This is a genomic window from Variovorax sp. GW460-12-1-14-LB1, from assembly GCF_059423605.1.
Map to the genome: position 1 here is coordinate 33,504 of NZ_JBWKYF010000047.1, position 18,731 is coordinate 52,234.

The window sequence follows — 18,731 nt, forward strand, 5'->3', positions numbered from 1 at the left end:
ATCGAGGTTTCCCTTCCTCCTTCTTCGTGTCCTTGGATCAGCCCAGCAGGCCGTGCAGGATGTTCGTCACGGGTGCCAGGGCACCGCCGGCCGGGCTCTGGTCGAGCAGGCTGGTGATCGGGGTGAGCACGTTGTCGAGCACCGGGGCCACCGTGTGTTCGACGGTGTCCAGCACACCGGTCACGACCGCGGCCACCGGAGCTGCCGGCGTGCCGGCGAGGATGTCGGTCACCGGTTCGACTGCGTTGGTCACGGTTTCGACCACCGTCGAGACCACCGAGCCGGCCGAGCCGTCGAGGATGCTCGTCACCGGTTCCAGGATGCCGGCCACCGGTTCAGCACCACCCGTCAGGCCGCCGAGCAGGCCGCCCACGAGACCGTCCGCACCGAGCAGGCTGCCGACCAGGCCGTCGTCACCGAGGACGCCGCCGAGCAGACCGCCTTCGCCGCCGCCGAGCACGCCGCCCAGGAGGCCGCCGTCACCGCCGAGGACACCACCGAGCAGGCCGTCGTCACCCAGCACGCCGTCGAGCAGGCCACCAGCGTCGCCACCGGTCACGCCGCCGAGGACACCACCGAGCAGGCCGTCGTCGCCGAGGATGCCGTCGAGCAGGCCGCCAGCGTCGCCACCGGTCACGCCACCGAGGACACCGCCGAGCAGGCCGTCGTCGCCGAGGATGCCGCCGAGCAAGCCGCCGTCGCCACCGAGGACGCCGCCCAGGAGGCCGTCATCACCCAGCACACCGCCGAGCAGACCACCGTCGCCGCCGAGGACACCACCCAGAAGGCCGTCGTCGCCGAGGATGCCGCCGAGCAGGCCGCCGTCGCCACCGAGCACGCCACCCAGAAGGCCGTCGTCACCCAGCACACCGCCGAGCAGACCACCGTCACCGCCGAGGACGCCGCCCAGGAGGCCGTCGTCGCCGAGCACGCCACCGAGCAGACCGCCTTCACCGCCGAGCAAGCCGCCCAGCAGGCCGTCATCACCCAGCACGCCGCCGAGCAGACCACCGTCGCCGCCGAGGACACCGCCCAGCAGGCCGCCGTCGCCACCCAGCACGCCACCCAGCAGGCCATCGCCGCCGATCAGGTTGGCCACGCCGTCGGTCACGAAGTCGACCTGCGTGTCGACCGCGTTCAGCAGGCCGTTCGTTGCGCCGGCGCCGAGCAGCTGGTCGACCACCGGGCTGACCAGGCCACCCACGCCGTCCGTCACGTCGTCGACGAGGCTGTCGGCCGGGTCGAGCACGTTCGGGTCGTTCGGCGTGAAGCTGGAACCGAGCACCGGGGCCAGCAGGCCGTCGACCGTGTCGGTCAGGCTGTCGGTCAGTTGCGAGACCGGGGCCAGCACGTCGCCCAGGCCGAGGTCGCCGAGCACGCCGTTGTTCAGGCCGTTCACCAGCCCGGCCACCACGCTGTCGGCCGGGTCGAGCAGGGCCGCGCCGGTGCCGGGGGTGCCGCCACCGCCGATGCCGCCGAGCACGCCGCCCAGCAGACCGCCGACGAGGCCTTCTTCACCGAGCAGGCCGCCCACGGGGCCGTCTTCGCCCAGCAGGCCACCGACCACGCCGTCCGGTCCGAGCAGGCCGCCGACACCGTCGCCGCCGAGCAGGCCACCCAGCGGGCCGTTGTCGCCCAGCAGGCCGCCGAGCAGGCCGTCGTCACCGAGCAGGCCGCCAATGGGGCCGGTGCCGCCGAGCAGACCGCCGACCAGGCCGTTGTCGCCGAGCACGCCGCCCAGCACGCCGTCGCCGCCGAGCAGGCCGCCGATGGGGCCGGCATCGCCGAGCAGGCCACCGACCAGGCCGTCGTCACCCAGCAGGCCGCCCAACGGGCCGTCGCTGCCGAGCACACCGCCCAGCAAGCCGTCGTCGCTCAGCAGGCCGCCGACGAGGCCGTCGTTGCCGAGCAGGCCGCCGATGGGGCCGCCTTCGCCGATGACACCGCCGAGCAGGCCGCCCAGCAGACCGTCGTCGCCGCCGAGCAGGCCGCCCAGCGGGCTGTCGGCGAGCAGGCCGGAGATCGCGCCGTCCTGGCCAAGCAGGTTGTCGATGAGGCCGCCCTGGCCGAGCAGTTCGCCGGTGAGGCCTTCCGAGCCAGCCAGGCCGGCCAGTGCGCCGTCGCCGCCGAGCAGGCCGCCCACGAGGCCGTTGTCGCCCAGCAGGCCGCCGATTGCGCCGTCGTCGCCGAGCAGACCGCCCAGCAGGCCGTCCGCGCCGAGCAGGCCGCCGGTCAGGTTGCCGACGGCGCCGTCGCCGAGCAGGCCGCCGACCAGGCCGTCTTCGCCGAGCACGGTGTCGATCAGGCCGCCGACGGCGGTGTCTTCACCCAGCAGGCCGCCGACCAGGCCGTCCGGTGCCAGCAGGCCACCGACCAGGCCGTCTTCGGCCAGCACGCCGGCCACGAGGCTGCCTTCGCCGAGCACGTTCTCGAGCAGGCCGCCGAGCGCGCCGTCGTCGCCCAGCAGCTGGTCGGTGACACCGCCCAGGCCGAGGGCGTCGGTGAGGCCGCTGACGATGCCGTTGTCGCCGACGAGGTTCTCGAGCCCGTTGTTGAGCGCGTCGGTCACGTAGTCGACCTGGCCGAGCAGGCCGTCCAGGATGGCACCGGCGGCGCCGGCACCGAGCAGCGGATCGAGCACCGGGCTGAGCGCTTCGCCGAGCAGGTCGGTGATGCTGCCGACGGTGTCGTCGATCGGGTCGAGCTGGTTCGGGTTGTTGGCCTGGAACTCTTCGCCGAGCAACGGAGCGAGCACGTCGTCGACGACGTCGGTCAGGTCATCCACCACCCCGGCCACCGGGGTCAGCGAGCCACCAAGGCCGAGCGCGTCATCCAGGCCGTCGACCACGCCACCCACGATGCCGTCGGCTGGGTCGAGGAGGTGGTCGGCGTCTGCGTCGGAGTCGGAATCGCTGTCCGAGTCGGAGTCGGAGTCAGAGTCGGAGTCGCTATCCGAGTCCGAATCAGAGTCGCTGTCCGAGTCAGAGTCTGAATCCGAGTCGCTGTCCGAGTCGGAGTCGCTGTCCGAATCCGAGTCAGAGTCCGAATCAGAGTCGCTGTCCGAATCCGAATCCGAGTCGCTATCGCTATCGCTATCGCTGTCGGAGTCGCTGTCCGAGTCGGAGTCAGAGTCAGAGTCCGAATCGCTGTCCGAGTCCGAATCGGAATCCGAGTCGCTATCCGAATCCGAATCCGAATCCGAATCCGAGTCAGAGTCAGAGTCGCTGTCCGAATCCGAGTCGCTGTCAGAGTCCGAGTCCGAGTCCGAGTCGGAATCCGAATCAGCGTCCGCATCGGACTCACCGCCCGGGCCGCCCACGAACAGCGGGAAGCCGGTGGTGCCACCGTCGCCGCCACCGCCGCTCAGTGCCGCACCCAGCGCCGCGGCGCCCAGGGCGCCCAGCGCGAATTCACCGAGGCCGATGCCGCTGCCGGCCGCGGTCTTCTTGGTCACTGCCAGGGCGGCCGCATCGGCGTCGCTGTCCGGCGGGGTCACCTGCAGGTCGCCCGAGGCGACGTCCACATTCACTTGTTCGAGGCCGCCGGGCAGCTTGGTCGAGCCGATGGTCGCATCGGTGCCGCCGGTGAAGACGCCGGCCAGCGGCGCCTTGTTGGAGGCCGATCCGGGGAACAGCACGTTGGCCTGGCCGCCGTCCGGCACGATCACGCGGTCGCCGGCCATCAGGGTCTGATTGCCGTCCACCGGAATGCGGACACCCTCGCGCATCACTGCAACGCCGGGCGTAGCATTGGACAATGTGCCCACGCTGGGCGACGCCACGGCCGCAGGCGCGGCGGAGGCGCCGGCGCTGATGCCCGGCGTGCCGAGCGGCGTGACGGTGGCTTGGGCGAGAACCACGGGCGCGCCAGTGGCGGCGAGCCCTTCGGTCGAAACGGTCGATGCTTGTGGAGCGGTCATGGCAGCCTCTGTGACAAAAGATGCATCTACAGGGGCAACTTGCGTGCCGCTTTTCCGCCGCCGTGCCAACGCCGCGCCATCGGCGCCTCAAGTGATTGATTTGTATGGATATTTTTCTGAAAACCGCGCAACGCACCGACCTCCGAAACAGCCCGTAAGGAAGTCAATTCGCGATTCGTTACGTAACGATGTAACGCCTCGTACCCGGAACGCCGGGCGTGTTGCGCGCACTTTCCACAGCCCTGGCGCCCGCGCCGCGCCACCCGCTTTTTCTCTTCTCTTCTTCTCTCTTCTATATATGTTCAATCCCTCCCAGGAAGACGTGCGCCGCTTCTTCTGCGACGTGTACGCCAAGCACCGGCAGGGCCTGCCGATGGAGCCGCTGGAGACCATCGCGGCCGGCTGGATCGACGAGCACCCCGAGTACCACGAGGACCTGCTCGACGCCGACGCGGCCGTGGCGCGGGTCTACGACGGATCGAACGGCCGCGAGAACCCGTTCCTGCATCTGTCGATGCACCTGTCGATCAGCGAGCAGTGCTCCATCGACCAACCGCGCGGCATCCGCCAGGCCGTCGAGCTGCTGGCCGCGCGCCGCGGCTCGCTGCTGCATGCGCACCACGAGGCGATGGATTGCCTCGGTCAGATGATGTGGGAGAGCCAGCGCGCCGGGCGCCCGCCCGATGGCGATGGCTACGTGGCCTGCGTGCAGCGCCGCGCCACGAAGGACTGACGAATCGTCAGCCGGTCGCGCGCGGGGTGGTTCCCTTTCGCGCCGGCAACGCGCCCTGCGCCTTCGCCGCTTCGCGCAGCAGCCCCGCCATCGCGGCGCGCAGCGGCGACGGCTCGGCCTCGCTGCGCTGCAGGAGGCCGACCGGCTCCTCGGTGCCGGTGGTGTCGATCGGCAGGCGCACCAGGCGGCCGTCGGCCAGCTCGCTGCGCGCGGCGCCCAGCGGCGTGATCCACACCGCGTCCGACACCGCCACCAGTGCGCGCGCCACCGCCACGTCCAGCGTCTGCAGGGCATTGCGCGGCAGCGCCAGGCCGCGCGCCGACAAAAAGCTCTCCGTGTTGTGGCGCGGGATCGTGCCCTCGCCGTACACCACCAGCGGATAGTCGAGCACCGCCTGCACCGGCGCCGGCTTGAGCGCGAGCGGATGGCCGGCGCGCACGGCGAACACCAGCGGCTCGGTGTGCAGCAGCTCGAAGCTCAGGCCGCCCATGAGGCGCGGATCGCTCATGCGGCCCACCACGAGATCGAGTTCACCGGCGCGCAGCTCGTCGAGCAGCACGGCGTTGGCCGCGCTCTTCACCAGGATCTGCACTGCCGGCCAGCCCTCGCGCAGCCGCGCCAGCGCCACCGGCAGCAGCGCGGGCGCCACGCTGGGCAAGGCGCCGATGCGCAGGCGCTCGATGCGCCCGCCCGCGGCCGGCGCCACGGCCTGGGCGCTGGCGTCGAGCGCTTCGAGCACGCGCAGGGCGTGGGCCAGCAGCTGTTCGCCGGCCGGCGTGAGGCCCTGCACGCCGCGGCGGCCGGCCTGGCTGCGCTCGACCAGCCGGGTACCGACCACGGCCTCGAGCTCCGACAGCGTCTTGGACACCGCCGGCTGGCTCAGCGCCAGCCGCTCGGCCGCGCGCGCGAGGTGGCGCTCCTGTGCGACCGCGACGAAGGCGCGCAGGTGCCGCAGCTGCACGTTGCGCACGAAATCCTGGCGAAGCTCGGTGGGAGACTTTTTCAATGCCTTCTGGTTATTGAAACTGGAACAATCTTCAATTTACATCATTGATTGCGACTTCTACAGTGCGGGCTTCGGATTCGTCCCACGACAGGAGACAACGTACATGACCAAGACCCGCGGCGTTCAGCCCACCCTCACCCCGCGCGACTGGGACGCCCATCCCAGCTACATCTACCCCGGCTACAAGTCGACCGGCAAGCGCGGCCCGCAGAAGCCGCTCATTCCGCTGAAGGCCTCGCTCGGCGAGCTGCAGCAACCGGTGTACGGCCACGACAGCATCGGCGAGTTCGACCACGACCTCACGCGCAACGCGCGCGTCAACGGCGAGCCGCTGGGCGAACGCATGATCCTCACCGGCCAGGTGCTCGACGAGCGCCGCCGCCCCGTGGCCAACACGCTGGTCGAGCTGTGGCAGGCCAACGCCTCGGGCCGCTACGTGCACAAGGTCGACCAGCACGACGCCCCGCTGGACCCCAACTTCCTGGGCGCGGGCCGCTGCCTGACCGACAGCGAAGGCCGCTACCGCTTCCTCACCATCAAGCCCGGCGCGTATCCCTGGGGCAACCACCCCAACGCCTGGCGCCCGCAGCACATCCACCTGTCGCTGTTCGGCCAGAGCTTCGCCAGTCGCCTCGTGACGCAGATGTACTTCCCCGGCGACCCGCTGCTGCAGTACGACCCGATGGTCACCGGCACGCCCGAGCGCTACCGCAACCGCCTCATTGCCGACTTCAGCCTCGACATCACCGAGGAAGGCTATGCCCTGGGCTACCAGTTCGACATGGTGCTGCGCGGCGCCGATGAAACGCCGTTCGAGAACCGCTGAAAGGAATTCCCCATGCCATTGATGACCGCACAGGAAGCCGACTTCGGCCAGACCCCCTCGCAGACCGTGGGCCCCTACTTCGCGTACGGCCTCACCGCCACGCAGTACGGCTACAACTTCAACCAGCCCTTCGACGCCGTGCTGGCGCTGGACACCGCCAGCGGCCAGCGCATCCGCCTCGAAGGCCGCGTGATCGACGGCGACGGCAACCCGATCAACGACGCGCTGGTCGAGATCAGCCAGCCCGACGGCGAAGGCCGCTACCCGCAGACGCCCGACGAGGCACGCGCCCTGGGCTTTCGCGCCTTCGGCCGCGTGGGCACGGGCACCGACGCGCAGAACCGCTTCGTGTTCCACACCGTCAAGCCCGGCGCCGAAACGCCCGGTGAAGCCCCGCACATCAACGTGATCGTGCTCATGCGCGGCCTGCTGCTGCATGCCTTCACGCGCGTGTACTTCAGCGACGAGGCCGAGGCCAACGCGAAGGACGCGGTGCTGCAGAGCGTGCCGGCCGAACGCCGCCACACGCTGGTCGCCGAGCGCGTGGAACAAGGCGGTGCGGTGACGTACCGCTTCGACATCCGCATGCAGGGCGCGGACGAGACGGCCTTCTTCGACGTCTGACCCCCGGGAAAATCCGGACGAAAAAAAGCCCGCATCAGCGGGCTTTTTCTTTGGAGCACCAGTCTTGCGGACTGGCCTGGCTTACTGAGGCGCGTGATGCAGGCGCGATTCAGGCACGACCTTCAGTTCGCCGGGCAGCGTGCTGATGTAGGTGGCCAGCGTCTTCAGCTCGGCGTTGGTGAACTTCTTGGGTTCGACCTGTGCGGCCATCACGGCGTTCGAACGGCCCAGGTGGGGGTTGTTCTTCACACGGTACGACTTCAGCGCCACGAACAGGTAGTCGGCGTGCTGGCCGGCCAGCTTGGGCACGGTGCCGTCGTTCGGCGTGTTGAAGTTGGCACCGTGGCACTTGGTGCAGCTGTTGTCCTTGTCGCGCGCGATGAGCGCCTGGACGTTCTCGGACGCGGCCTTGGCCGGTGTGGCCGCAGGCGCGTCGCCTTCCTTCACGCCCAGCTGGCTGTAGTAGGCCGAGAGGTCGGCGATGTCCTGTTCGGTGAGGCTGTCGGCGATGGCGCGCATCGTCGGGTGCTTGCGGTCACCGCCCTTGTACGCGGTGAGCGCGGCCGAGATGTAGGTGGCGCTCTGGCCCGCGATCATCGGGACCTTGTGGATCTCGGGGAAGCTCGCCTGGTAGCCGATGATGCCGTGGCAACCCACGCACATCTGGACCTTCTTGGCTCCGTCCTGGGCCTTGCCAGTGACTTGTTGGGCTTGGGCCGAGACCGTCACGCAAGCGACAGCAAGGGCAAACATCGTGGTCAACAACTTGTTCATTTTGCGCGCACAATCTCGTGGAGATACAGTTTTTCGAATCAACATTCGATTATATGCAAGGGTCCCACGGGAACCTCGCGCGGGCTGCACAAGAGACTGCGCAATGCAGATCGAGTGTGTTCTTTTCTCCACCCTGCCTCCGCTCCACTCATGAAATTCAAGGGCTCAGACAACTACGTCGCCACTCAGGACCTGATGCTGGCGGTCAATGCGGCCATCACACTCCAGCGCCCCCTGCTCGTCAAGGGCGAGCCCGGCACCGGCAAGACCATGCTGGCCGAAGAAGTGGCGCAAGCGCTCGACATGCCGCTGCTGCAGTGGCACATCAAGTCGACCACCAAGGCGCAACAGGGCCTGTATGAATACGACGCCGTGAGCCGCCTGCGCGACTCGCAGCTGGCCGACGTGGACGGCGGCCAGCGCGTCAAGGACATCCAGAACTACATCGTCAAGGGCGTGCTGTGGCAGGCCTTCACGGCCGACAAGCCGGTCGCGCTGCTGATCGACGAGATCGACAAGGCCGACATCGAATTCCCGAACGACCTGCTGCGCGAAATCGACCGCATGGAGTTCTACTGCTACGAGACGCGCGAACTCATCCGCGCCAAGCACCGTCCGCTGGTGTTCATCACCTCGAACAACGAGAAGGAACTGCCCGACGCCTTCCTGCGCCGCTGCTTCTTCCACTACATCAAGTTCCCCGATGCCGAGACGATGAAGCACATCGTCGCCGTGCACTTCCCGGGCCTGAAGCAGGAGCTGCTCACGTCGGCGATGAAGACCTTCTACGACGTGCGCAACCTGCCCGGCCTGAAGAAGAAGCCCTCGACCTCCGAGCTGCTCGACTGGCTCAAGCTGCTGGTGGCCGAAGACATTCCGCTCGAAGCCCTGCAGAGCAAGGACGACAAGGTCGCCGTGCCGCCGCTGGTCGGCGCGCTGCTCAAGAACGAGCAGGACGTGACCCTGTTCGAGAAGCTCGTCTTCATGCAACGCAACAACCGCTAGGCCATGAGCCGGCAACCGCATTCCACCAGGCAGCTGATGAAGCTGGGCATCGCCCAGGCGGTGCTGTTCGTGGTGGGCGCGCTGGTCGGGCGCGGGATCGGGCTCTTGCTCGGGCTCGACGCCTTCGGCACCGACAGCAAGTACGGCACGCGCGAGATCGTCGGCATTGCGCTGATCGGCCTGGGCGGCGGCGCCGGTGCACAGGCCGCGCGCGCGTGGTACGTGCACAAGTACGGCGACCCGCGCGCCTGAGCCCCAGATCCATCGAGACCCGCACGGAGACACGGAGAGTTTGCACATGGCGTTCGTCGAACCCGTCACGCTGAAGGCCCGCGGCCTCGCGCTGGTGCCGCTGGCACTCACCCACGAAGACGGCCTGCGCGCCGCGGCCGCCGACGGCGCGCTGTGGAAGCTGCGCGTCACCTCCGTGCCCGAGCCGCAGGACACGCGCGCCTACATCGAGACCGCCCTCAAGACGGCCGACCGCTTCGCCTTCGCCGTGACCGACGAAGCCACCGGCACCGTGCTGGGCAGCACGAGCTTTCACGACATCCTTCCGGGCGTGAAGCGCGTCGAGATCGGCTACACCTGGTACGCCGAGCGCTGCCAGCGCACCCACGTCAACACCACCTGCAAGCTGCTGATGCTCACGCACGCGTTCGACACGCTGGGCTGCAACGTGGTGGGCTGGCGCACCGACAACTTCAACTTCGCCTCGCAGCGCGCCATCGAGCGGCTGGGCGCGAAGAAAGACGGCGTGATCCGCGGCCACGTGATGCGCCGCGACGGCACCATCCGCGACACCGTCATGTACAGCCTGCGCGCGGGCGAATGGCCCGAGGTGAAGGCCCAGCTGCAGTACCTGCTCGACAAGCCGCGCGACTGACGACGACACACAAGGAGCGCACCCCATGCTCATCGACTTCTTCTACACGCTGCGTTCGGCCAAGCTGCCGGTGTCGGTCAAGGAATACCTCACGCTGCTGGAGGCGCTCAAGTCCGACGTGGTGGGCCCGAACTCCGACGGTGCCTACGGCATCGACGACTTCTACTACCTCTCGCGCACCGCGCTCGTGAAGGACGAGAAGCACTACGACAAGTTCGACCGCGCCTTCGCCGCCTACTTCAAGGGCGTCGAGATGCTCACCGACTTCACCAAGGAAGTGCCGCTCGACTGGCTCAAGAAGACGCTGGAGCGCGAGTTCACCGCCGAAGAAAAAGCCAAGATCGAGAAGATGGGCTGGGACGAGCTCATGGAAACGCTCAAGAAGCGCTTCGAAGAGCAGAAGGAACGCCACGAAGGCGGCAGCAAGTGGATCGGCACCGGCGGCACCTCGCCCTTCGGCAACGGCGGCTACAACCCGCAGGGCATCCGCATCGGCGGCGCGGGCAAGAACCGCAGTGCCGTGAAGGTGTGGGACCAGCGCGCCTACAAGGACTACGACGACACGCAGGAACTGGGCACGCGCAACATCAAGGTCGCGCTGCGCCGGCTGCGCAAGTTCGCGCGCGAAGGCCACGAGGAAGAGCTGGACCTGGACAACACCATCCACTCGACCGCCGCCAACGCCGGCTACCTCGACATCAAGATGCGGCCCGAGCGCCACAACAACGTCAAGGTGCTGCTGCTCATGGACGTGGGCGGCACGATGGACGAGCACATCCAGCGCGTCGAAGAACTGTTCTCGGCCGTGAAGACCGAGTTCAAGCACCTGGAGTTCTATTACTTCCACAACTGCGTCTACGACTTCATGTGGAAGAACAACAAGCGCCGCTTCTCCGAGAAGTTCGCGACCTGGGACATCCTGCGCAAGTACAACAAGGACTACAAACTCATCTTCGTGGGCGACGCCACGATGAGTCCTTACGAAATCTTGCAACCTGGCGGCAGCGTCGAATACAACAACGAAGAGGCCGGCGCCGAGTGGATCCAGCGCCTCACGCACACCTTCCCCAAGTTCGCCTGGATCAACCCCGAGCCCCAGGGCGTGTGGCAGTACCGCCAGAGCATCGCGGTGATGCAGCAGCTCATGTCCAACCGCATGTACCCGCTCACGCTGCGCGGCCTCGAAGAGGCGATGCGCATGCTGTCCAAGTAACCCGCGGCCCCGCACAAGTGGGGGGCAGCCGCCACACGGGTGCTGTCAGAATGCCCCCATGGTCAGGGTGGCATCCGTTCTTTCGCCGGCGTTGTGGCCGGCTTTGCTTTTTTCCGGCGTCCTGCTTTTGCAAGGCTGCAGCCTGCTGCCTAAAAAAGAGGCGGCAGACACGGGTGCGTCCACCTCGGGCGTGGTGCGTAGCGGCGACAGCAACGGAGACACCGCCAAGGACGACGACAAGGCCAAGGCCGACGGCCGGCGCAACGCCTTCACGGTCGACGTGCGCGGCCCCGAAACCGAGCGCGACTACCTCGCGCGCCACCTCGAAATCCAGCGCTACCGCGAGCTCGACGACCTGGGCGTGACCGAGGTCTCGCGCCTCATGGTCGCGGCCGAGGCCAATGCGCGCGAGCTGCTGGGCACGCTGGGCTACTTCACGCCCACGCTCACGCTCGAACTCAACGAAACACCCGACAGCACCGAGGCCCCGCGCGAGGTCGTCATCACCGTGGCACCCGGCGAGCGCACCAAAGTGTCGACGGTGCAGATCCGCTACGCCGGCCAGATCGCCAACGACCCCAGCGCCGAAGCCCAGCGCGACGCCATCCGCACCGGCTGGGCGCTGCGCGCCGGCGAGCCCTTCACGCAAGGCGCGTGGGACGACGCCAAGACCACCGCGCTGCGCAGCCTCACGGCCAAACGCTTTCCCACCGGGAGCGTGGAAATCAGCCGCGCCGAGATCGACGCCGACCGCCACGAGGCCCGCCTCGGCGTGACCTACCAGTCGGGCCCTGCCTACAAGTTCGGCCCGCTGGTGCTGCGCGGCGTGGAGCGCTACGACGCCGACGCCGCGCGCCGCATCGCGCGCCTGCCCACCGGCACCGACTACGACCAGCAGAAGCTGCTCGATGCGCAGCAGCGCCTGGCCAGCAGCGGCTACTACGACTCGGTGTTCCTCACGCTCGACACCGACAGCAACACGCCGCTGGCCGCGCCCGTGATCGCCCAGCTGCGCGAGGCACCGCTGCAGAAGGTGGTGATGGGCGTGGGCTTCACCACCGACAACGGCCCGCGCCTGTCGATCGACCACACCCACAACCGCATGCCGCTGCTCGGCTGGCGCGCGGTGTCGCGGCTCTCCCTGGACAACGACATCCAGTCGCTGGGCACCGAGTGGAACGCCGTGCCCGACGACCGCGGCTGGCGCTGGTTCGCCGGCGGCGAACTCAAGAGCGAGCAGTCGGGCAGCTACGTGGTCGACAGCGGCCGGCTGCGCGGCGGGCGCAACAAGTCCAGCGACCACATCGACCGCAGCTACTTCCTGCAGTACGACTACGCCCACAACCGCGGCACCGACGCGCCGCCCTCGGCCTCGGCCGTCACCGCCAACTGGGGCTGGACCGGGCGCTACTTCGACGACAACTCGGCGCCCTCGCGCGGCTACGGGCTGGCGCTCGAAATGGCTGCGGGCTACACGCTCACCGGCCAGCAGGTGCCCTTCACGCGCACCTACGCGCGCTTTCTCGGCGTGCTGCCGCTGGGCGCGGCCGAGGACAAGAACGCCCGTGCGCGCCGCAGCCGGCTGCAGATGCGCCTGGAGGCCGGCGCCGTCGCGGCCAAGGACAGCGCGCAGATCCCCTCCACGTTGATGTTCCTCACCGGCGGCGACACCACCGTGCGCGGCTACAGCTACAAGCAGATCGGCACCGTGCGCGCCGACGGCAAGACCGTGGCGGGCCGCTACCTGGGCGTGGCCAGCCTCGAATGGCAGCGCCCCTTCGTCTACAAGGACAAGCTCACCGAATGGGAGAGCGTGGTGTTCGTGGATGCCGGCGCCGTGGCCGACAAGCCCGGCGAGCTCAAGCCCAAGGTCGGCGTGGGCGTCGGCGCGCGCTGGCGCAGCCCGGTCGGCCCGGTGCAGGCCGACCTGGCCTACGGCGTCGACTCGAAGAAATTCCGCCTGCACTTCCGTCTCGGCTTCACCTTCTGACCCGCTTCATGCCGTCCACGCCCGCCACAGCCACGCCCCGTCCCCGCTCGCGCACCCGTCGCGTGCTGCGCGCGCTGGGCTGGACGCTGGTGGGCCTGCTGCTCGTCGTGCTGCTGCTCGCCGCAGGCACCTGGTGGTGGCTCGGCTCGAACAAATCATTGGCCTTCGCGCTCGCGCAGGCCGCGCAGCGCCTGCCCGCGGGCCAGACGCTCGAGAGCCGCGACGTGACCGGCTCGCTGCGCACCGGCGGGCGCATCGGCTGGCTCAAGTGGCAAAGCGAGAGCCTCGCGGTCGAGGTGAACGACGCCACGCTCGGCTGGCAACTCGCCCCGCTGTTCCAGCGCAAGGTGCAGCTCGGCGAGATCCACGCGGCGAGCCTGTCGATCGAACGCCGCGGCCCGCCCAGCGACACGCCGACCGAGCCGCTCACGCAGGTCGCATTGCCCGTCGAAGTGGCCGAGGTGCCCTTCCGCATCGACGAGGTGCGCTGGGCCGGACCGCCCGCGCTGGAAGCCAAAGGCCTCGCGGGTCGCTACAGCTACCTCGGCGCGCAGCACGCGCTGGACATCGAAGGCGTCGACATCGCCGACGGCCACTACAGCGCCCGCGTGCGGCTGCAGGGCCCCGCGCCGATGGCGCTCGACGCCACGCTCGACGGCCGCGTGAAAGCCCCGCTCGCCGAAGACCGCCACATCGAAGTGCAGGCCAAGGCCTCCGTGAAAGGCACGCTGGCCGGCCCCGAGGCGCGCCTGCAGGTCGCCGCCGACCTGCAGCCCACCGAGCCCGACGCCGAAGCGCCCATGGCCGCCCAGTTGCGCGCGCAGATCGCGCCCTGGTTGCCGCAGCCCGTGGTCGACGCCAAGGCCGACCTGCGCAACGTCGACGCCGCCAGCCTCTGGCCCGGCGCGCCCCGGACCCGGCTCACCGGCACCGTCGAACTCGCGCCCGACGCGGCCACCGGCCCCGCCGCATGGAAGGCCTCGGCCGACATCCGCAACGCCGTCGCCGGCCCGTGGGACGAACAGAAGCTGCCGGTCGAGCAGGTCCAGGCGCAGGTCGGCTTCGACGGCACGACCTGGACCGTGCCCGAAGCCACCGTGCGCGCGGGCGGCGGCCGCATCGACGCCGAAGGCAGCTGGAGCCCCGCGCCCTCGCCCTGGCAGGTGCGCGCCACCGTGCGCGGCGTGCGGCCCGGCGCGCTGTACAGCGAGCTGTCGGGCGCGCCCGTCGGCGGGCAGATCAGCGCACGGCAGGCCGAAGATTCCGACACCCTCGTCTTCGACGTGGCCCTCCGCGCCGAAGGCAACGGCGGCGCCGGCAGCAAGGCGCTGCCCGGCTTCGGCCTGGACCGCGCGCTGGCGCAGGGCCAGTGGAAAGACCAGGTGCTCGACCTGCGCACGCTGCGCGTCGAAGCGATGCGCGCCAGCATCGACGGCAAGCTGCAGGTGCGCGTGGCCGACCAGGCCGCCAGCGGCAAGCTCGCCCTCTCGCTGCCGGGCGGCAGCGCGCAGCTCGACGGCCGCATCGCGCCCACCACCGGCGGTGGCGACCTCCAGGCACGCATCGACGACGCCGAAGCCATGCAGCGCTGGGTGCAAGGCCTGCCGGGCCTGTCGAGCGTGTTCGCGAACGCCAGTGCCAAGGGCAGCGCCCGGCTCGACGCCAGCTGGCAAGGCGGCTGGCAGACCGTGCAGCACCGCATCGAGAACCCCGGCGCCCCGGCCGCACGCGGCAGCTCCGAGCCCAGCCTCAAGGCCGCGCTCGCCGTACCGCGCCTCGACCTGAACCTGCCCGCCGCCCAGCCCGGCGGCGTGGCCACCAATGTGCAACTGCGCGCACTGCAAGCCGACCTCGCCGGAAGCATCGCCCAGGCCACGCTGACGCTCAAGGGCGAAGCCATCACCGGCACACAGAAGCTGGCGCTCGACACCCGCGCCAGCGGCGGCCTCTCCAGCGCCAACCAGTGGCGTGCCACCCTCGCCAGCCTGCGCCTGCAGGCACAGGACACCGCCACCGCGCGCCCCGGCCAGGGCCCCTGGGTGCTGGAGCTGGGCCGCGAAGTCACGGCCACCGTGCGCACCGCCGACAACCGCCTCGACGTCGAAGCCTCCGGTGCCGACGCCACCGTGCGCGGCCCGCTGCCCGGCACCGTGCGCATCGACTGGCAGCCGCTGCGCTTCAACCAGAGCGGCGCCGCGCCCAACCGCGTGTTCCGCCTGCAGTCCAAGGGCCAGATGCAGGGCCTGCCGATGGCGTGGGCCGGCGCGTTCGGCGCCAACGCCACGCTGAGCGAACTCGGCATCAGCGGCGACCTGCTGTTCAACGGCGACTGGGACATCGACGCCGGCGACACCCTGCGCGCCAAGGCCCGCCTTGCGCGCCAGAGCGGCGACATCCGCGTGCAGGCCGGCGAGGCCGCGCTCGTCACCCGCATCACCAGCACCGGAACCGGCACCGCGAGCGAACGCACCATGAGCTCGGCCAGCGGCAAGAACGAGGTCAACGGCGTCGACGTCACCGCCACCCCGGCCGGCCTGCGCCGCGCCGAACTGCAGCTCGACGCGCAGGGCGACGCCGTGCGCGCCACCCTGGCCTGGGACAGCGAACGCGCCGGCCGCCTCGACGCCGAGCTCGGGACCCGCATGCAGCAGCGCAGCGGCGGCTGGCAGTGGGCGCCCGACGCGCCCCTGAACGGCACCCTGCGCGCCGCGCTGCCCAACCTGGGCGTGTGGTCGATGCTCGCGCCGCCCGGCTGGCGCATCGCCGGCACGCTCGACGCCAACGCCACCCTCTCGGGCAACCGCACCGCGCCGCGCTGGAACGGCACCCTCGGCGCCGACCAGCTCGCGCTGCGCGCCCCGGTCGAAGGCCTCGACCTGCGCGACGGCCGCCTGCGCGCCTCGCTCACCGGCGAGCGCCTGGAGATCACCGAGTTCACGCTCAAGGGCGGCGCCGGCAGCAACGCGCGCATCGGCGGCCAGAGCGGCAACCGCAGCACCGCCGCCAGCGAAGCGCGCACCGACGGCGGCTCGCTCACCGCGCGCGGCGACCTCAGCTGGGGCAGCAACAACAGCGCGACCAGCACCGGCATCCGCATGGCCCTGCAGGCCGAGCTGCGCGCCCTGCGCGTGCTCGTGCGCACCGACCGCCAGGTGTCGCTGTCGGGCAACCTGCAGGCGCGGCTGGACGACGGCCAGTTCAACGTGCGCGGCAAGCTCAAGACCGACCGCGCCGTCATCATCCTGCCCGACGAGACCGCGCCCAGCCTGGGCAGCGACGTCGTCGTGCGCTCGGCCGCCAAGGACAAGGCCGCCGCCGAGGCCGCGCAGCGCGAATCCGCCAAAGCCGACGCCCAGGCGGCCAAGGCCGCCAAGCCCCAGACCGCCAAGCCGCCCGACATCGTCGTCACCTTCGACCTGGGTGACGACTTCGCCGTGCAGGGCCGCGGCATCACCACGCGGCTCGAGGGCGAACTGGAGATCCGCAGCACCCGCCTCGATGCCCCGCCACGCATCACCGGCGAGGTGAAGACCGTCAAGGGCCAGTACCGCGCCTACGGCCAGCAGCTCGACGTCGAGACTGGCATCGCGCGCTTCAACGGCCCCTTCGACAACCCCGCGCTCGACATCCTGGCCATCCGCCCGAACATCGCGCAGCGCGCCGGCGTGCAGATCACCGGCTCCGCGCAGTCGCCGCGCGTGAAGCTCTACGCGGAGCCCGCGCTGTCCGACGCCGAGACGTTGTCATGGGTCATCCTGGGCCGCGCCTCGGCCACCAGCGGCGGCGAGTCGGCCCTCTTGCAGCAGGCCGCCCTGTCGCTGCTCGGCAAGATCGGCGGCACCACCACCGGCGGCAGCCTGGCCAGCCGCTTCGGCCTGGACGAACTCGGCTTCAAGGGCCCCGGCAACGGCGGCGACCTGCGCGAGTCGGCCGTGACGCTGGGCAAGCGGTTGTCCAAAGATTTCTACATCACCTACGAACGCAGCCTGGGCGGCACCTTCGGCACCCTCTTCATCTTCTACGACCTGACCAAGCGCCTCACGCTGCGGGGCCAGGCGGGGCAGACGAGCGGGGTGGACCTGATCTATACGGTGAAGTACGACTGAGGGCCGGGACACCCCAAGCTGGTAAAGTGCGGGCCGCGCTGCAGCAGCGGCGCACACCGTCTTCGTAGTTCAATGGATAGAACGGGGTCCTCCTAAGACTCAGATACAGGTTCGATTCCTGTCGAAGGCACCAGCAAGCCGTTACTCTTCAACCGCTCTCAGGCGGAGCACCACGGCCAGAGCCACACCATCGGTTCACGAGCAGATGCGCGGATCAGGCAGTTCATGCCACCCGGTGAGGCACCGGGGGCAACTGCATCACGCAACCACCGGACGAGATCCCTCTGGCCTGACGCCCATCTCGCCGCACTCACGTGTACGGATCAGGCGCCAGGGGACGTTGCCGCCCTTCCCGTCAAGTCGGCGACAGAGGAAGCTGGACCGTGACAATCGCCCGGGGACGGGTGTCCAAATTCACGACCGAGCCGACAGATGACAGGACGCCAGTCTTCTGATTGATGCTGTAAGCCGAAATGGAGTCGTCGTTCCAGTTCGCCGTCACAAGGAACTTCCCCGATGCGTTGAAGGCAATATCCAGCGGCGCATTGTCCGTTGCCAGTGGTGCATCCGGGAGCGGGGAGAGTACGCCCGAGCCTGGTGCGACGGCATAGCCCGAGAGAGTGCGCCCCAACCCGTCCGGGATGTAGGCGAACTTGCCAGCAGGATGCACTCGCACCCGGCTCGACGTACCGTTCGGAGTCAAGGGCGCCCCGATCTGCGCAAGATCTCCGGTGGCTGAGTCGATGGCGAAAGTCGTGACCTTGGTGCCCGTGACGTACATCGTCTCCCCCGCAGCGTCGAGAGTGACGAACGTTGGCGAAGAACCTGCAGGGACGGACGTCGCCCCGGCAGCGAGCACAGCGCCAGAGCCCTGATCGATCGCATACTTGGTGATCGTGTTGTCGATCTGGCTCGCGATATAGACGAACTTGCCACCAGGATGAACAGTGACTCCTACGGGGCTGGTCACCGTAGAAAACGGCGAGCCGGCAATTGCCGTCAGCGCGCCAGAGCCTTGATCAACGGCGAAAACCGAGACGGTGTTGTCCAATGCGTTGGCTGCGTAGACAACGTTGCCGGCCGGATCCACAGCGATCGATTGCGGATAGCGGCCTGTGGGCAAGTCGGTACCTACCTGCGCCAGCGCACCAGTCGTCTGGTTGATCGCATAGATAGAGATGGTGCCGTCTCCAGTGTTCGCCACGTAGAGGAATCTCTTGCTCGGGTGCACCGCGATTGAAAATGGCGAGGCCCCTGCCGCCACGGTCCCGACAGACGAGAGCGCACCGGTCGACACGTCGATCTTGTAGATGCCGATGTTGTCGCTGAAGGACTGCGCCACATAGGCAAATTCGGGCGCGCCCGCGCAGGACACCCGCACCGAAGTGACGTTGGCGGAAACGTTGGAGCCTGTGCCATTCGAGACCCTGCAGTTCTGCCCCGAAGGCTGTGCGCCCACCGTCACGGAATAGCTGCTGCCGCCGGCGATGGCCGTCGCGAAAGTGAAAGCGCCATTGCTGCCGACGGACAGTGCATCGCCGTCTGAATTGAGCAGCGTGAGGGACGCGCCTGACTCAAGTCCGGTCACCGTACCTCCCACCGTGTATGTAGCGCCCGGTGGCGGCAGTGGGAATACACCACCACCGCCC

Annotated in this window: 13 protein-coding genes and 1 tRNA gene; 10 read left to right on the forward strand and 4 right to left on the reverse strand. The window is 69.2% G+C overall.

The genetic code is table 11. The features are described 5' to 3' along the window. Positions 1–37: 37 nt before the first annotated feature. Positions 38–3,919 (reverse strand): hypothetical protein, encoded by a 3,882-nt coding sequence (locus tag AC07Y4_RS21990; RefSeq protein ID WP_495275099.1) that lies wholly within the window; start codon positions 3,917–3,919, stop codon positions 38–40. Positions 3,920–4,217: 298 nt separating this feature from the next. Here AC07Y4_RS21990 and AC07Y4_RS21995 point away from each other — a divergent pair, with 298 nt between their 5' ends. Further along, positions 4,218–4,652: a DUF1841 family protein gene (locus AC07Y4_RS21995; protein ID WP_070062687.1), complete on the forward strand. Its 435-nt coding sequence runs from the start codon at positions 4,218–4,220 to the stop codon at positions 4,650–4,652. 7 nt (positions 4,653–4,659) lie between these two features. Here AC07Y4_RS21995 and AC07Y4_RS22000 read toward each other — a convergent pair whose 3' ends face one another. Continuing rightward, positions 4,660–5,658, reverse strand: a complete 999-nt coding sequence (locus AC07Y4_RS22000; RefSeq protein ID WP_495275100.1) for a LysR substrate-binding domain-containing protein — start codon at positions 5,656–5,658, stop codon at positions 4,660–4,662. 103 nt (positions 5,659–5,761) lie between these two features. Here AC07Y4_RS22000 and pcaH point away from each other — a divergent pair, with 103 nt between their 5' ends. Both pcaH and pcaG read left to right on the forward strand, forming a co-directional pair. Next, entirely contained in the window at positions 5,762–6,484 is a 723-nt protein-coding gene (gene pcaH / locus AC07Y4_RS22005; RefSeq protein WP_447747075.1) for a protocatechuate 3,4-dioxygenase subunit beta, read from the forward strand. Positions 6,485–6,496: 12 nt separating this feature from the next. After that, a complete protein-coding gene (pcaG, locus tag AC07Y4_RS22010) occupies positions 6,497–7,108 on the forward strand; it encodes a protocatechuate 3,4-dioxygenase subunit alpha (protein WP_495275101.1) in 612 nt (203 codons plus the stop codon). Positions 7,109–7,189: 81 nt separating this feature from the next. Here pcaG and AC07Y4_RS22015 read toward each other — a convergent pair whose 3' ends face one another. After that, on the reverse strand, positions 7,190–7,882 hold the full coding sequence (locus tag AC07Y4_RS22015; RefSeq protein WP_095746763.1) for a c-type cytochrome: 693 nt from the start codon (positions 7,880–7,882) through the stop codon (positions 7,190–7,192). A 150-nt stretch (positions 7,883–8,032) separates the two neighbouring features. On the opposite strand from AC07Y4_RS22015, the gene AC07Y4_RS22020 reads away from it, so the two are divergent. The 7 genes from AC07Y4_RS22020 to AC07Y4_RS22050 all read left to right on the forward strand — a co-directional run bounded on the left by AC07Y4_RS22020 (position 8,033) and on the right by AC07Y4_RS22050 (position 17,215). Next, positions 8,033–8,887 (forward strand): AAA family ATPase, encoded by an 855-nt coding sequence (locus tag AC07Y4_RS22020; RefSeq protein WP_095746764.1) that lies wholly within the window; start codon positions 8,033–8,035, stop codon positions 8,885–8,887. A gap of 3 nt (positions 8,888–8,890) precedes the next feature. Beyond that, on the forward strand, positions 8,891–9,139 hold the full coding sequence (locus AC07Y4_RS22025; RefSeq protein ID WP_495275103.1) for a hypothetical protein: 249 nt from the start codon (positions 8,891–8,893) through the stop codon (positions 9,137–9,139). Positions 9,140–9,185: 46 nt separating this feature from the next. Continuing rightward, positions 9,186–9,773, forward strand: a complete 588-nt coding sequence (locus AC07Y4_RS22030) for a GNAT family N-acetyltransferase (protein WP_070062693.1) — start codon at positions 9,186–9,188, stop codon at positions 9,771–9,773. A gap of 25 nt (positions 9,774–9,798) precedes the next feature. Next, the gene (locus AC07Y4_RS22035; RefSeq protein ID WP_062482585.1) at positions 9,799–10,986 is read left to right on the forward strand and encodes a vWA domain-containing protein; all 1,188 of its coding nucleotides are present in this window, start codon (positions 9,799–9,801) and stop codon (positions 10,984–10,986) included. Positions 10,987–11,044: 58 nt separating this feature from the next. Further along, complete coding sequence (locus tag AC07Y4_RS22040) at positions 11,045–12,976, forward strand: autotransporter assembly complex protein TamA (RefSeq protein WP_495275104.1); 1,932 nt, start codon at positions 11,045–11,047, stop codon at positions 12,974–12,976. An 8-nt stretch (positions 12,977–12,984) separates the two neighbouring features. Beyond that, complete coding sequence (locus AC07Y4_RS22045; RefSeq protein WP_495275105.1) at positions 12,985–17,082, forward strand: translocation/assembly module TamB domain-containing protein; 4,098 nt, start codon at positions 12,985–12,987, stop codon at positions 17,080–17,082. Between the two features lie 58 nt (positions 17,083–17,140). Continuing rightward, a tRNA-Arg gene (locus AC07Y4_RS22050) sits at positions 17,141–17,215 on the forward strand. Between the two features lie 222 nt (positions 17,216–17,437). On the opposite strand, the gene AC07Y4_RS22055 is transcribed toward AC07Y4_RS22050, so the two are convergent. Then, positions 17,438–18,731, reverse strand: a 1,294-nt coding sequence (locus AC07Y4_RS22055) for a lactonase family protein (RefSeq protein ID WP_495275106.1), incomplete at its 5' end; no start/stop codon positions are given.